The organism is Agrobacterium sp. A3-95, from assembly GCF_053521785.1.
Map to the genome: position 1 here is coordinate 14,777 of NZ_JBNWDR010000013.1, position 13,832 is coordinate 28,608.

Here is a 13,832-nt window from a genome sequence, read left to right on the forward strand (position 1 = left end):
AGCGATTTAACGTTTGACGCCGCGAAACTTGCTTCTGACTTCAATCGCTCGGGATTGTCGCCGGCGGTGATCAAGAGCTGCACGGCGCGGTTGTGACCAATTGAATTACGTTCGATAAGGTCCGGACCCAGGTCCTCGACGATTGCAGCGATCATCATGTCGAGATCGGCAATCTCATCATGCAGTTAAAGATATCTGCGGCCAAGCGACTTCAGGTGATCCGATATGCGGCTTCCACATCGCGGTAGGCTATCAGGTCCGGACGCCAGGCGGCAAGCAATCGAATCAGTTGCGTGCGGGTCATGCCACGAAGCTGATCCCGCAACACGTCGGGCGCGTCGATGATCGTATTCTGGATTAAATTGTAAGGCTATGCGCCGAGCGTTGACTGCGGTCTTTCGGCAAGCCTTTAAAACTCTAAGAGTTTCCACCATGCGGTCTCGGCTTCGAGGTGTGACGGTTCGCCGTTCCGCAAAGGCGGGATGTGCCGCAGCCTGGGCAATCGTGGTGGCAGCCAACCGCAACAGCGCCGCGGCTAGAGGATCGACGTGTCCGGGACGAAAGCACTTTGCCGCCGGAGATGGTGTTGCGGGGTGCGAGGCAGAGCCACGATGTGAAGTGCTTGGCAGAGGGCCATGCCCTCAGATCCGTTCCGCACTCGCCGGTAAGCTCGAGCGCAAGCGAGGAGCCGAGGCCGTGAATCTGGGTCAAATCTGTCCCTGTGAGGCCGTATAGTGCGGCGCGAACATCGAAGGACGGTGCGTTGGTCTGCTTGGTCTTCTTCCGGATCTTTGGCAGTGGCGCCAGCGGCGGCTCAGGCTCGGCGGTCATGGAAGCAATCTACGCTTGAAGCCTGCGGTCGCACTCCAGCGTCTTCTCCTGGTAGAAGTCGTAAAGCTCGAGTGACTGGAAAGAGCAAACACTTGTTCATCACGATCTTTGCCGATCAAGGGTGCTCTGATTGTTTCGACAGATGAGTGGCAGCGAACATCGCGCAAAGATGCCAGAACGTCGGGATCACGTTCACTGGAGATGATCGCACGAGTAATCTTCATGCCGGTCACGCCGGTGATGTCGGAGACAACATGGTGGAACTGTAGGTTCATCTCAATCAGAGCTTTCTGCATATGCTGGATATGAACTGCCGCATACTCGACCAGCCGTTCTCGCTGGCGCAGGTAAGCACGCAGCGTTGCGACCTCTGTGCGTTCGGCCGAAAGCTCCCGCGCAGCAGGACATAAATCTGCAGATGGCGAAGCCATGCCGCGTCGCTAACGTCCGTCTTCCTGCCAGGGACGTTCTTTCCATAAAGTGCGTTGACCAGGATCACCTCGAAGCCGCGCTACTCTAGAATCTCGTAGGCCGGTATTCCAGTAGACCCCGGTTGACTCCATCGCCAGGCTGGTGACGCCGCAGGATTTGAACCAAGCGGCAATATCATGCAAATCGTGGGCAAAGATTCCGAATGACGGATTGGCATCTCAGCACAATCTGGATTGACCGCTGCCATATGCATCGTGGATCCGATGTCGACGGCCGCTGCACCGGGATTTATGCGGGTGAGGTTCTGCGGCATGGATGAACTTGTCTTTGGCACGGCTTCTCCTCCTCTGGATCGAGAGGGGCTGGGCCGCAAAAGTTCGTCATTTTCCTATCCGGGATCGCCGCCGAAACAGCGTCACCACTCCCAAGTTCGCAACAGCCCATGTGCCACGTTTTTTAACGGGGCCGATCGCCTCCAATAAGCAGTCGGCAACTCCCCTCCCACGATCAGCGTAGCTCGGCCTGTTTCTACCGCGCATAGGCTGACCGAAACCCGTGATCGTTTTTTAGGATGTCTCGCTCCCCGGTGACGCGAGCCAGTTCCTTCTCCAACCGCCGGATCTCCTCGGCCTCGTCGTTGCCTTTGGCGTTTGACGCCGCAAACTTCTTCTTCCATTCATACAGGGAATGCTGGCTCACGCCGAGGCGCTTAGAAACCTCCGCCACCGGATAGCCTCGCTCCGTGATCTGACGCACGGCGTCGCGCTTAAAATCTTCGCTGAAATTCGATTTGCTCATGATGCTCTTCCTGCCTCAAAATTAGGAAAGAAGGCGTCTACAAATCTCTGGGCTATTCAGTATTTGATAAACGGCTGATTGAAAATAATCCGCACAAAGCGGCTGATGGTTGAAGCGATATTTGCCTGACGTCTCTTCTGTGTTACGCGTTTCTCAAACGCGGGAATTATTCGCTTGGGAACCCAAATGGATCAGTCAGGTATGAACGATGCACTTAGTCAACGTACTATTTTGTCAACCCTAACCGAGGCGCAGATTTTACCCATCGGAAGCTACGCTTATTTGCGACCCAGGTACTTGAAGCAATCTGCGTGGATTGAGCATATTCCTTTTGCTTTTTGGTTAACTGAGGCGCTGCGCCCATCTTTAATGGTTGAGTTGGGCACCCATTGGGGCACTTCGTACTTTGCGTTCTGCCAAGCGCTCGAGAAACTTGACATAGGTGCGCAAGCTTTCGCTGTTGACCGTTGGACCGGGGACGAACACGCTGGGGCATATGGTGGGGAAGTGTACCAGTATGTTAAAGATTACAATGAGGATAATTACAGCATTTTTTCCACCCTCATGAAGAAAAACTTTGATGAGGCGAATGAATACTTTCTGGATGGTAGTATAGATGTTTTGCACATTGATGGGTTCCATAGCTACGAAGCTGTGAGGAATGATTTTGACAAGTGGTTACCAAAGATATCCAACCGGGGTGTAGTGCTTTTACACGATACAAATGTGAGAGAGCGCAACTTTGGAGTATTTCGTCTTTTTGATGAATTGCGAGAAAAATACCCAGTATTCGAGTTTTTCCATGGTCACGGACTAGGAGTTGTAGGAGTCGGCGGGCATCTTCCAGAAAGGTTGCGGTTACTTCTTGATGCCGAGCACCAAAACGGCCTTCGACGCGACGTTCAGCATTTGTTTTCGAGCTTGGGAAAAGCATGTCTCGATTCATATGATAACAAGGAGCTACGTAAGAGGGTTGTGCAGGTCACGAAGTTAGAAAAGGAGCTTGGCGAACATAAGAATAAAGTCCAAGAACTGGCGGCTTTAGCGGCAGAGCGGGAAGTAAATATTAGGGTTTTAGAAGAAAAGTTATCGAATAATTTGAATTATATTGAGGTCGCCCAGCAAAGTTCCGTCCAGGTGAGTGTTGAGGCTGCGGATTTAAGAAGTCGCCTAGCTGATGTTACAAGTGCGCTCTCGCAACGCCAACTGGAGGCCGAACAAAATGCGTTTGAAATTTCGGACTTACGTCGCGAGTTGGCAATCGCTTCTGAAAGCCAAATCCAAAGTAATAAAGTCACAGAGGCGCTGAAGGAGCATATTAATCTACTGGTGCGTGATGTGGAGCAACTTCGCGATGCTCAGTCCGAAGACAAGGAACGTTGTCTCGCTCAGTCGATATCTATTAAGGAGTTGAATGATGCGGCCTCAAAAGCCGCGGCGGAGTTGGCGGAAGCCAAAGCTGCAAGGGATGAGCACATTCGACAATATGCGAGCCTAGAGAATGCGAAGGCAGAGAGCGACCTACGGGCGCAGGAGCGATTGGTTGAAGTTACAACCTTGACGAAAATGCTGATGGAAACGGAAGGCCAAGCGTCCGTTCGGTCTCTGCTTCTTGAAGAGGCCGGACGCCTGTTAGGACGCGCTGTAATGAAAATGCTCGAGTTGCCTAATTTTTGGAGAGTGCTTCCGCGCAGGCTGTATTCGTCGCGTCAGGTCAGCATGCTCAAGCGTTCCGGGCTGTTTGATCCGGAATGGTATCGGAATTACTATGTGGATATTGACAGGGCCGGCGTTGATCCACTTCGCCACTATGTCCAATATGGTGCTGACGAGGGGCGCTTCCCTAATGGCTTAATCGCAAACTTAGAAAAAGCGATAAAGAAGGTGTAGGGAGCTTTTTGGTCTGAGGTGGCGATTTTTCTAGGAACGATTATTGTTCGCAGATAGTGCTTTTTAGCGACCCTTGACATAACGGATGTAATTAAAAAGGCTGGCGCATAACCGCACCAGCCTTTTTGATAGCTCACGTACGCAGTAGGTGATGGTTAATCACACTGCAGGAAGAATGGTGATGTCGCGCAAGGTGTTGTCTGCACCTGTGATCTTGCCGATTTCGGTGGCAGCGCCGGTTTCGAGGTTGACGGTGTAGAGCGTGTTGCCGGCGGCCAGGTATGCGGTGTTCTTGCCGCCTTCCTCGCCGTGGATATCGAATGCGTAGGTTGCCGGCATGTCCTTGAGGCCGAGCTTGCCGATTGCCTTCAGTGTGCCATCATTCGGCTTCGTCTGCTGAACCAGGGCGCCGATGGTCGCGTCGATATTGTACATCGCCGTCTTTTCCGGCTTGCCGATAGAGTTGGTATAGGCGGCGGCAACGATGTTTGGCGCTTCTCCCTTGTGCATGTCGCCATCTTCAAAAGCCAGTGTTCCATCAACCGTCACCGCACCGGTATCGGGATGCACGCGGTGATTGGTCGTGCCGGTCATGAAACGAAGACGATCCGCTGCTGGGTTGAAATCGACCACAACAGGCGCTTCGGTCATGGTCAGCATCTTGTCCATCTTGGCCACATCGGTTGCAGCACCTGTCTCAAGGTTGATGGAGACGATGCGGTGGTCCGGCGTTACACCGATGACAGTCTTGTTCCCGGGGCGAAAATCGATGCCAATGAGCTTGTCGACGCCGGTGACATCCATTGTCTTTGTGACGGCAGGCTTGGTGGTGTCGAACATGACGAGCGTCTTGTCGCCGGTTAGCCCGAGGACCGGTGCTGAAACCGCGATGGTTGCCGATGCAGCGAAAGCGGCGGAGGCGATCAGAGTGGAGCGGATGATATTCATGGTGTTTCTCCCGTGCGTTGAACCGTTCGGAAGGCGTCCAGCGGTTGGTTTTCGACGCTTCCACAGTTCAAGACACCGGGCAGGGTGCATTTGGATGCAGACAGCGAAAAAATATTTGCGAGATGCATCCATATGCCGCCACGATGGGTATTATGCCTAAGCCGACCATGCTGGCGATCAGACGTTGAAAGGTTTCAAATGCAGATGGGCTCCGTGCCGGACGATCTCCACAGGGCGCTTACTGCCTGCGCAAAAGGGGACAAAAACGCATTGCGTGCGATTTTCGATCGCGAGGCAGGCCGGCTGATTGCAGTGGCAGAGCGCATCGTCAAGCGCAGGGAACTGGCGGAAGAGGTGGTACAGGAGAGCTTCGTGCGCATCTGGACCCATGCGCACCAGTATCGGGCAGACCAGGGGTCGGCGCGCGGCTGGATTTACGCGATCGTCAGAAACCGGGCGCTTAATCTTCTGCGCGACAGCAGGCGTGAACTCCCCGTGGAGGATGTTGAAACGCTCCGCGATGGCGCGCAGGCAGGTGAAGTAATGGCCGCATGGCAGAAGCTCGATCGGAATTCACGACTTTATGAATGTCTCGGCGGTCTTGAGGAGACAAAGAGACAGGGCATCCTGATGGCCTACGTGGCCGGATATTCCCACGGCGAAATCGCTGGCCGGTTGCGCATTCCGCTTGGAACGACGAAGTCCTGGATCAGGCGCGGCCTTTCGGCGCTTCGGGAGTGCATGGCATGATGATGGCGCGCAAAGATATTCCCGCCATCGCCGATGACTATGTATTGGGCTTGCTGGAGACCTCCGAAGCCAAGGCTGTTGAAGCAGCAATGGAATCAGATGGCGAATTGCGTGCGGCAATCGCGGCCAGCCGTGAGCGTTTTCTGCCGCTCGATACTGCCGTCGAGCCGGCAGCCATCAAGGGCGAATTGTGGAGCAACATCGAATCCCGCCTGCCGCTCCAGTCGAAATCCGCATCCCTCAAGCTCACCCACACGGCAAACGACAACAGCACAAACCGCTGGCGCGCCGTTGCCGTGTCCGCCATTGCCGCAACCTTTGTGCTCGCCGCCGGCCTTACGTTTAGCCTGACACGGACAACGGAGCCGCTGGTGATCGCAGTCCTCGTCAACGAGACGGGTGAGGTTCAGGCCGTTGTTGAGGATTTTGGCAACGAAAGAGCAACCGTGCGGATGCTGGCCGATTTTGCAGTGCCTGGAGACAAGACGATACAGGTATGGACATTGCCCTCCAGGGAGGTTGGCCCGGTCTCGCTCGGCCTGATCGATGGCGTCCGTTCAGCGCGTCTCGATGGACCGGCTTTGCCGACCCCCAGAAGCGACCAGCTCTACGAGATCACGCTTGAACAGGCAGGCGGATCACCAACAGGAAGGCCAACCGGCCCGATTCTGGCAAAGGGCTTCGCCCGAATGCCGCGATAGATCGCCCAAAGGCAAAACCGATAAGATCGCGGCGAAATTTCCTTCGCCGCATTCTACTCGCCGGTTTCGGGAGCAGCAGCATCGTGATGTCCCGAAACCTGCCGCAAACAATCAGGCAATCTGCTTATCAGGCGCCAAATGCGCCATCGATCGTGTGCATCGCGCCCGTCACAAAACCGGCTTCAGGCCCGGAAAGCCAGGCCACCATGCCGGCCACTTCCTCTGGCCGTCCGTGGCGCTTGAGTGCCATGAAGCTGTGCATCAGGTCTTTCATCGGCCCGTTTTCCGGGTTCGCGTCGGTGTCGATCGGGCCGGGCTGCACAACGTTGATGGTGATGCCGCGCGGCCCGAAGTCGCGTGCCAAACCGCGCGCCAGCCCCTGCAAGGCCGATTTGGAAACGGCGTAAGAGGCCATGCCCGGCACCGGCATCCGGTCTCCATTGACCGAGCCGATAACGATGATCCTGCCACCGTCAGGCATCTCCCGCGCCGCCTCCACAGAGGCGTGATAGGGCGTCTGGATGTTGATCTGAAACAGACGGTCGATGGCATCAGGGTCCTGCTCGAGAGCATCGCCAAAAATGGCAATCCCGGAGTTCACGATCAATATGTCCAGAGGACCACTGTCACGCACTACGCGGATGACTTCGTCGCGGTTAGCACTGTCCGCCCGTATGGCAGTGCTGCCCGTCTCCTTCGCCAGGTGTTCCGCCGCACCTTGGGATGCGCCATAGGTGAACGTTACCTTTGCACCTTCGTCTGCAAACCGCCGCACGATGGCTGCGCCTATGCCTCGGCTGCCGCCAAGAACCAGAACGGATTTTCCTTGAAACACGAGCACTCTCCATGACCTTGAAAATTAATTTAATGATCGATACATAAATACGAAGCAGCTCACTCGTCAAGATATTATGTAATGACTGATACAAAAAACCTTCGCTCTCGCGGCCGTCCGCGCCGTTTTGATCCTGATCAGGCTGTGGCCACGGCCAAGCAGCTTTTCCACGCGCGTGGCTTTGATGCTGTCGGCGTCGCGGAGATCACCTCGGTGTTAGGCATCAACCCGCCGAGCTTCTATGCCGCCTTCGGTAGCAAGATGGGCCTCTTCAAGAGGGTTCTTGATCTCTATGCCGGCACGGAAGCAATTCCTCTTGCCGATATCCTGCGGCCGGATCGTCCGGTTGGCGAGTGCCTTGCCGCGTTGCTGGAAGATGCGGCAAGGCGTTATGCCGCTCATTCCGCAGCCCTTGGCTGCCTCGTTCTGGAAGGTACGCGCTGCGATGATGAAGAGGCGCGTGCCGCAGCCAGCGTTTTTCACACGGCGGCAGAGGGCGTGATCCGCTCCTATATTGCCGCGCGCCATCCGGAAGAGGCTGAGCGTCTGGCGGATTTCGTGAGTTCGACCATGGTCGGTCTCTCCGCCATGGCGCGGATTGGCCGCGACGTGGAGCGGCTCCTGAGTATTGCGCGCGTTGCGGGGGGAGCGGTGAAGCAGGAGCTTTCCGAGGCGTGAATCTCGGAGCAGTCTCAATACTTCTTACTAGTGATGGAAGCTGGCAGGTTTCGAAAACCTGGCTCATTCTTACCAGAGATCGATCAGGCCACCTGATGCTCCGTGCACGGGGTCGGTTGTCGGCTTTGGCAAAGACTTTATCTGTGCAAGCATCGCACTGGTTGGTGCAGACGTCTGAATATCGGCCTCCTGGCCGGGTGGATAAGCGCCGACAACCTGAAAATCCGCAGAGGATTTCAGCTTCATGTGGCCCGTACCGGCTGGCAAGACCAGACAGTCACCTTGCGTAACGTGCAAGGTTTGCCCATCCGGCCCGCCAATCTGCAACGTCGCTTCACCGCCCCCCACGCCCAGAACTTCATGCGCGCCGCTGTGGTAATGGTGATAGGCAAACACACCATTGCGCCAGATGCCGCGCCATCCGTTTCGTGCGAACAGTGCCTCGAAAGCAGCGGAATCGAATGGCGAGCCGACGTGTCGATAGATGATGACAGGGAAGGTCTGGTTGTTGGGAACCTGATCGCCCGGATTTAAAGTGATTTTTTCAACTTTCATGTGAATGCTCCTGGCCATCTGGTCGGGCCTGCCAAACCGTGTCTGGTTTGCGGCGCAGCCAGTGCTGGCGACCAGCCAATCTTCGTCCGCACTTCGGCGGAACTGGAGTGGCACCGGCAGATTTCCGCCGCCGACACTCCTTCATCACCCTGCTTCAGAATGAACGTCTTCTGTGCGTCCGAAAACTGCGATGCTTTCATCGTCTTCCGTTCCTTTCCCAGCCAGGAAAATGCACCGGAACACTCTAACCAAAAACGGTCCAGTATGAAGGGTTCAGATCAACAGAGTGCCGTGTCCGTATCGAGGGGACCGGGAGGCGAAGGGCCGAAGGCGGTTCCTCTCGCCATAATCGACGCTAATCGTGCTAAACGTCAGCGCCCTCTCTCCTATCACGCCACCTTTCTTGCTGACACCATCATCATATCGATATGAATATGCTCGAACGGGCAACTTAATGCACCGCGCTCGTCCTTCTCAATCAGTCCCAGCTCGACTAGCACCGCAGCATCTTCATGGACGCGCTTGACGTCCCGGTTCAGTCTGCGCGCAAGCTCTCGCACGCCAACCGTTCCACTTCCCAGAAGGACGTTCAGTAGCTCCCAACGGCGCTCGGTGAGACGCGAAAAGAATGTGCCGGGTGTCTCAAAGTTTAGCGTTTCACCCTGATACTCACCGCTTTCGAGGCCAATAGCAGCGCGCTTACCTGCTACGCGTAATGCCGATTTCCAGTCGGCGTTTGTCGTGATGGTCAAAGTTCTCATGACTGCCTCCGTTTTTCGACCTCAAATAAAAAGTCCTCAATCAGTTGGTGGATTGTTGTGAACCGGTAAGGAAACTCATGGCCGTCCAGATCTATGTGATCGCCTTTACCCCGCTCATTGTCGAAGCCCACAACCCTAATGCCGTTCTGGGCATAGACCATGCGATATTTGAACCCATGTTCGGTTGGGGGAACAGGCGTTGGAACTTTCCAAATAACGAACTGGATAATGCTGCCGTCGGCACCAAAACTTTTGTGTTCTGTGATCGTGAGCGCCTTCTTGTTGTCTATAATGCCAACATCTTACGGTGTTGTCAATCTCGCCAACACTTGATTAATGAGCAAATCCCGCCGCAGCGACGAGACGTTGCGGCGGGCGACGGCTATTTTGCTCAGCCGCCTCGGAGAACTGCTTCAGGTCGCCTCCGGTGTGACCACCGTATTCAGCATCATCGAGCACGTCTGCCACCTCGTCGTCGCTGTGGTCATGGCTGTTTCCTGGTCGTGTGAGAGTGCGGTTACCGCAGAACGGATGACAGGAACTCGCGGGTCCGATCTTCCTTTGGTGCGCCGAAGATTTCTTCTGGCGTTCCTTGCTCACAAATACGCCCTTTGTCGAAGAAGCAAACCCGGTCCGACACTTCCCGAGCGAAACGCATCTCGTGGGTAACAAGTAACATGGTCAAATCGTGCTCGTGGGCCAGGCCACGGATGACGGAAAGCACTTCGCCGACCAGCTGGGGGTCTAGGGCGGAGGTTGGTTCGTCAAAAAGCAGGACACGCGGGCGCATGGCAAGAGAGCGGGCAATGGCGACACGCTGCTGCTGGCCGCCAGAAAGCTGCACTGGATAGTGATCCTTCTTGTCGGCCAGGCCGACCATCTTCAGGAGTTCGATTGCCCGTGTTTCTGCCTCCGGCCGGGCAATGCCCAGTACACGCACCGGCGCCTCCACGATGTTGCGCAGCACCGTCATATGAGGGAAGAGGTTGAAGCTTTGAAAAACCATGCCGACGTGGTTACGGATCTGGCGCAGGTGTTTTTCCGAGGCTTGGAAGGGGCCTTTGCCGCCGGCCTGATGGTAGGAAATGTCCGCCAGCGTCAGCTTTCCCTCCTGGAACGGTTCCAGCGTCATGAGAATGCGCAGAACCGTCGACTTACCGGAGCCGGAAGGACCGATAAGAGTGACTTTTTCACCTTTTGCCACGCTGAAATTGAACTGGTCGAGGACCGTCAAAATGCCGAACCGCTTTGTGACATCGGAAAATTCGATCAGCGGTTGATTGGTATTGTTTGTCATCGCAAGGGTATTCCTGCTTTTGGAAGCGCCCTTTGCAGGCGGCTGAGGCCTGCTGAGCAGATTATGGTCAGAAGAAGGAAGATCAGGCCGACAAGCGTCAGCGGCACCAGATATTCGAAAGTGCGCTCGCCGATCATGTTTGCCAGCCCCATCATCTCTAGAACCGTGACTACGGAAAGCACCGGCGTTTCCTTGATCATGGCGACAAGATAGTTGCCCATGGCCGGAACTATGCGCGGGATCGCCTGCGGGATGATGATATCCCGATACGTCTGCATGCGCGTCAGATTAAGCGCAGTCGCGGCTTCCCACTGGCCATGATGCACCGCCTCCATGCCGCCGCGATAGACCTCAGACGTATAGGCGGCATATTGAAGGCCCAGCGCCAGCGCGCCGGTGAGAAACGCCGGCAGAACGATGCCGAATTCCGGAAGAACGTAATAGAGGAAGAAAAGCTGCACCAGAAGCGGAGTGTCGCGAAGGAATTCGACAACAACTGCGGTCGGCCAGGAAATCAATTTCACCCGACTGCGGCGCAGCAGCGCAAAAACCAGCCCCAGAATAAGCGCGGTGGCAAAGCCGGCGGCGGCTGCTTTCAGCGTTACCGTCAGGCCGATCAAAATGATGGGCAGGATCGAGATCGTGTAGGTGATCCAGGTGGTCGTGTCCCATTCGTAACCATACATCATGACTGAATATCCTTACGAATGGCGAGTGCGCGGAAAGACATTGCCGCGCCGCACGACATGTTCGATCACCCGGATGATGGCCATCAGGATCAGCGACATCGCGAAATAACAAAGGAGTGTGATCGAATAGATGCTGGTGCTATCCAGCGTCAGGTTGCGGATCGACTGTGCCGCGAAGGTGAGGTCGGCAATCGAGATCAGCGATACGAGTGAGGAAAGCTTCAGCGTTTCGATGGCTAGATTGCCGAAGGACGGCATCATCTCGACGATCGCCTGCGGCAAGGAAATGCGAAACAGCGTCTGCATCCGCGTGAAGTTCAGCGCTCGTGCGGCTTCCAGCTGCTGCACCGAAACGGAAGATAACGCGCCGCGAACGATCTCGGCGCCATAACCACCCGCATGGGCGGCGAGCACCATGACGCCGGTGGTGACGGGATCGAAACTCAGACCGACGAGCGGCAGCGCGTAATAGAACCAGAAAAGCTGGACCAGCAGCGAGGTGCCGCGAAACACCTCCGTGTAGCACAACGCGACAGTCGAGAGGATTGGTCCACCCTCGACGCGAAGAATGCCGAAGAAAAAGGCGAGTACCGTGCCGACAACAAGGGCTGCGAGCGTCATCGTCATCGTGACGACTGCGCCTTGCCACAACATCGGCAGGTAGGCGGTCATGTCCATCTGGAGTGTTCCCGAGTTCATGGTAATCGGCGCCCGGTAACGCACGGGCGCCGGCTGGCGTCATTTTCCGGCGCAGAGATCGGCGACCTTCTTTTCGGCCGCTGCCGCGATACTCTGTTCGGAGAGGCCGTATTTTGCGAGTATTTTCTTGTAGTCGTCGGTCTTGCGGAATTCGACGAGCGCGGCGTTGAAGGCGTCACGCAATTCTTTGTCCTCCGGCCGGAAAGCGAAACCGCCGTAGTTGCGCACAGGCGCATCCTTCACGACAGGATCAACGAAGGGCTTCACCTGCTCGACATTGGCCTGGCCCTTGGCCAGTTCTGACACTGTCAGTTCCGTGGCGGCATAGGCATCGGCGCGGCTCTGGACAGTGGGGATGGCATCTGCATTGGCCGGGATGAAGACGATCTGATCTTCCTTGACGCCGACGGCGCGCAGGAAGTCTACATTGTTGGCGCCAGATACGACGGCGACCTTCAATGCAGGGTCCTTGGCAATATCGGCATAGGTGGTCAGCTTTTTAGGATTTCCTTTCTTCACCAGCAGGCCTTCGCCATAGGACGAGTTCGGTTCGGTGAAGGCCACCTGCTTGCAGCGCTCGGGCGAAATGTTCTGTTCGGCGGCTGCGAAATCGAAGCGACGCGCCTTCAGCCCGGGGATCAGCGTGCCGAATGGGGTCACCGTCCAGTTGACCTCCTCGATGCCCATCGATTTCAGAACTGCATTCGCGACATCGGGGCCGATGCCGGCAGAGGTGCCGTCGGGCTGCATGTATGAATAGGGCACTTCATTGGCAGTCGCTGCGCGAATGTAGCCTTGCTTCTTCACCTCCTCGAGGGTGAGTGCGCTGACCGCTGTCACGCTGATGGAAAGAGCAAGGGCGGAAAGCCCGGCGAGTTTTGTCATATTCATGTTCTAACTCCTCTGGTTGGGTTGCGTGGTCCGTTTTCGGATCTCACTTCATTCTTCGGACTAGGTATTCTCCGTGACCGTGGCGATGACGGAAAGGCAGTCGCCGGCCTTGATGAGGCCGGGAACGTGGCGCGCTGCGAGCACGCCACTGATAGAGGCGCGGTATTCGACCGGCGCAAGACCGGTTTTTCCAACAGGGTAGACCCTGGCGATGGTTTCACCTGCCGTGACCGTGTCGCCGAGATCGCGGACGAAGACGACGAGCCCGTCATCTTCGGCAAAGGTGAAGCAATCGTTGGAGGGCATATCCAGCCAGCGGCTCGGCGTCGGCACCGCGACGCCGGTCAGGATGCCTGCATGGCGCAGCAGGTTGATGGTACCTTTGCGGGCGATGTCGATCGATTTTGCACTGGCCGTGCCCGCGCCGCCAAGCTCGGTGGTGACAAAGACCCTTCCCAGTTCCTCGGCCGTCGTGTCCAGCATGCCAACGGCGTCAATCTCCAGCATCTTCATCGAATAGGGGGCAGCAAAAGCTGCCACCGCCTCAAAGCACCGGGCTTCCTGTATCTTGTCGGGTAATTCGTGAGCGGCAGCGTAAGGCAGGAAATCAAGCGTCCTGCCGCCTGAATGAAAATCAAGAACGATATCCGCAAGCGGTAACAGATGGCGGGTCACGTAATCGGCGATCTTCTCCGTCACGGAACCGTCCGGACGACCGGGAAAGCTGCGATTGAGGTTCCCGCGGTCGATCGGCGAGGTGCGTGTTCCCGCGCGAAAAGCCGGATAGTTGAGTGCTGGCACGATGATGATACGCCCGCTGACGTCATCTGGATCGAGTGTGTGGGCAAGTTCGAAGAGTGCGGCCGGCCCCTCATATTCGTCGCCGTGATTGGCGCCGGTCAAAAGGGCTGTCGGCCCCTTGCCGTTGGCGATCACGCAGATCGGGATCATTACCGACCCCCATGCACTGTCATCGCGGCTGTATGGTAGCCGCAGATGACCGTGCTGCACGCCTTTCTTGTCAAAATCGACCGACGACGTGATAGGTGAGGGGCGTAGCGCGGTGCTTAACATCTC

The 13,832-nt window shown here is 56.3% G+C and carries 16 protein-coding genes and 2 pseudogenes; 4 read left to right on the forward strand and 14 right to left on the reverse strand.

All coding sequences use genetic code 11. From position 1 onward, the window contains the following. Window positions 1-17: 17 nt before the first annotated feature. From ACQZ5Y_RS25875 to ACQZ5Y_RS25890, 4 genes and pseudogenes are all read right to left on the reverse strand, one after another. A pseudogene (locus ACQZ5Y_RS25875) lies at window positions 18-500 on the reverse strand (IS110 family transposase); the annotation flags it as partial. Beyond that, on the reverse strand, window positions 418-831 hold the full coding sequence (locus ACQZ5Y_RS25880) for a transposase (protein ID WP_162633791.1): 414 nt from the start codon (window positions 829-831) through the stop codon (window positions 418-420). The gene ACQZ5Y_RS25880 and the pseudogene ACQZ5Y_RS25875, both read right to left, overlap by 83 nt. Continuing rightward, window positions 828-1,262 carry a hypothetical protein gene (locus ACQZ5Y_RS25885; protein WP_162633792.1) on the reverse strand — a complete coding sequence of 145 codons (435 nt, stop codon included), beginning with the start codon at window positions 1,260-1,262 and terminating at the stop codon, window positions 828-830. Before ACQZ5Y_RS25885 ends, ACQZ5Y_RS25880 begins: the two co-directional genes overlap by 4 nt. 565 nt (window positions 1,263-1,827) lie before the next feature. Continuing rightward, window positions 1,828-2,061 (reverse strand): annotated as a pseudogene (locus ACQZ5Y_RS25890) (transposase); the annotation flags it as partial. A 201-nt stretch (window positions 2,062-2,262) separates the two neighbouring features. Between ACQZ5Y_RS25890 and ACQZ5Y_RS25895 the strand changes: the two are divergent. After that, the gene (locus ACQZ5Y_RS25895; RefSeq protein WP_111802192.1) at window positions 2,263-3,951 is read left to right on the forward strand and encodes a class I SAM-dependent methyltransferase; all 1,689 of its coding nucleotides are present in this window, start codon (window positions 2,263-2,265) and stop codon (window positions 3,949-3,951) included. A 159-nt stretch (window positions 3,952-4,110) separates the two neighbouring features. Here the strand turns inward: ACQZ5Y_RS25895 and ACQZ5Y_RS25900 are convergent, their stop codons facing one another. Beyond that, window positions 4,111-4,899: a DUF4394 domain-containing protein gene (locus ACQZ5Y_RS25900; protein WP_174051210.1), complete on the reverse strand. Its 789-nt coding sequence runs from the start codon at window positions 4,897-4,899 to the stop codon at window positions 4,111-4,113. Between the two features lie 204 nt (window positions 4,900-5,103). Between ACQZ5Y_RS25900 and ACQZ5Y_RS25905 the strand changes: the two genes are divergently transcribed. After that, window positions 5,104-5,649, forward strand: coding sequence for a sigma-70 family RNA polymerase sigma factor (locus ACQZ5Y_RS25905; RefSeq protein ID WP_174051254.1), 546 nt, complete (start codon window positions 5,104-5,106; stop codon window positions 5,647-5,649). Beyond that, complete coding sequence (locus ACQZ5Y_RS25910) at window positions 5,646-6,350, forward strand: anti-sigma factor (RefSeq protein WP_111802176.1); 705 nt, start codon at window positions 5,646-5,648, stop codon at window positions 6,348-6,350. Before ACQZ5Y_RS25905 ends, ACQZ5Y_RS25910 begins: the two co-directional genes overlap by 4 nt. A 127-nt stretch (window positions 6,351-6,477) precedes the next feature. Here ACQZ5Y_RS25910 and bdcA read toward each other — a convergent pair whose 3' ends face one another. Then, entirely contained in the window at window positions 6,478-7,185 is a 708-nt protein-coding gene (bdcA, locus tag ACQZ5Y_RS25915) for an SDR family oxidoreductase (protein ID WP_211380946.1), read from the reverse strand. A gap of 81 nt (window positions 7,186-7,266) precedes the next feature. Between bdcA and ACQZ5Y_RS25920 the strand changes: the two genes are divergently transcribed. Beyond that, a complete protein-coding gene (locus tag ACQZ5Y_RS25920; RefSeq protein ID WP_174051214.1) occupies window positions 7,267-7,863 on the forward strand; it encodes a TetR/AcrR family transcriptional regulator in 597 nt (198 codons plus the stop codon). Between the two features lie 69 nt (window positions 7,864-7,932). Here the strand turns inward: ACQZ5Y_RS25920 and ACQZ5Y_RS25925 are convergent, their stop codons facing one another. From ACQZ5Y_RS25925 to doeB, 8 genes are all read right to left on the reverse strand, one after another. Next, on the reverse strand, window positions 7,933-8,418 hold the full coding sequence (locus ACQZ5Y_RS25925) for a cupin (RefSeq protein WP_111802173.1): 486 nt from the start codon (window positions 8,416-8,418) through the stop codon (window positions 7,933-7,935). Window positions 8,419-8,807: 389 nt separating this feature from the next. Further along, window positions 8,808-9,179 carry an HVO_A0114 family putative DNA-binding protein gene (locus ACQZ5Y_RS25930; protein ID WP_111802171.1) on the reverse strand — a complete coding sequence of 124 codons (372 nt, stop codon included), beginning with the start codon at window positions 9,177-9,179 and terminating at the stop codon, window positions 8,808-8,810. After that, a complete protein-coding gene (locus ACQZ5Y_RS25935; protein ID WP_336509985.1) occupies window positions 9,176-9,472 on the reverse strand; it encodes a toxin-antitoxin system TumE family protein in 297 nt (98 codons plus the stop codon). The genes ACQZ5Y_RS25930 and ACQZ5Y_RS25935 overlap by 4 nt, the downstream gene beginning before the upstream one ends. A 224-nt stretch (window positions 9,473-9,696) precedes the next feature. Continuing rightward, window positions 9,697-10,476 (reverse strand): ectoine/hydroxyectoine ABC transporter ATP-binding protein EhuA, encoded by a 780-nt coding sequence (gene ehuA / locus ACQZ5Y_RS25940; RefSeq protein ID WP_013761013.1) that lies wholly within the window; start codon window positions 10,474-10,476, stop codon window positions 9,697-9,699. After that, window positions 10,473-11,165, reverse strand: a complete 693-nt coding sequence (ehuD, locus tag ACQZ5Y_RS25945; protein ID WP_174051218.1) for an ectoine/hydroxyectoine ABC transporter permease subunit EhuD — start codon at window positions 11,163-11,165, stop codon at window positions 10,473-10,475. Before ehuD ends, ehuA begins: the two co-directional genes overlap by 4 nt. A gap of 12 nt (window positions 11,166-11,177) precedes the next feature. Further along, complete coding sequence (ehuC, locus tag ACQZ5Y_RS25950) at window positions 11,178-11,843, reverse strand: ectoine/hydroxyectoine ABC transporter permease subunit EhuC (RefSeq protein ID WP_035200466.1); 666 nt, start codon at window positions 11,841-11,843, stop codon at window positions 11,178-11,180. Between the two features lie 60 nt (window positions 11,844-11,903). After that, window positions 11,904-12,755: an ectoine/hydroxyectoine ABC transporter substrate-binding protein EhuB gene (gene ehuB / locus ACQZ5Y_RS25955; RefSeq protein WP_004431450.1), complete on the reverse strand. Its 852-nt coding sequence runs from the start codon at window positions 12,753-12,755 to the stop codon at window positions 11,904-11,906. 60 nt (window positions 12,756-12,815) lie between these two features. Then, on the reverse strand, window positions 12,816-13,829 hold the full coding sequence (gene doeB, locus ACQZ5Y_RS25960) for a N(2)-acetyl-L-2,4-diaminobutanoate deacetylase DoeB (RefSeq protein ID WP_111802169.1): 1,014 nt from the start codon (window positions 13,827-13,829) through the stop codon (window positions 12,816-12,818). Window positions 13,830-13,832: the final 3 nt, after the last annotated feature.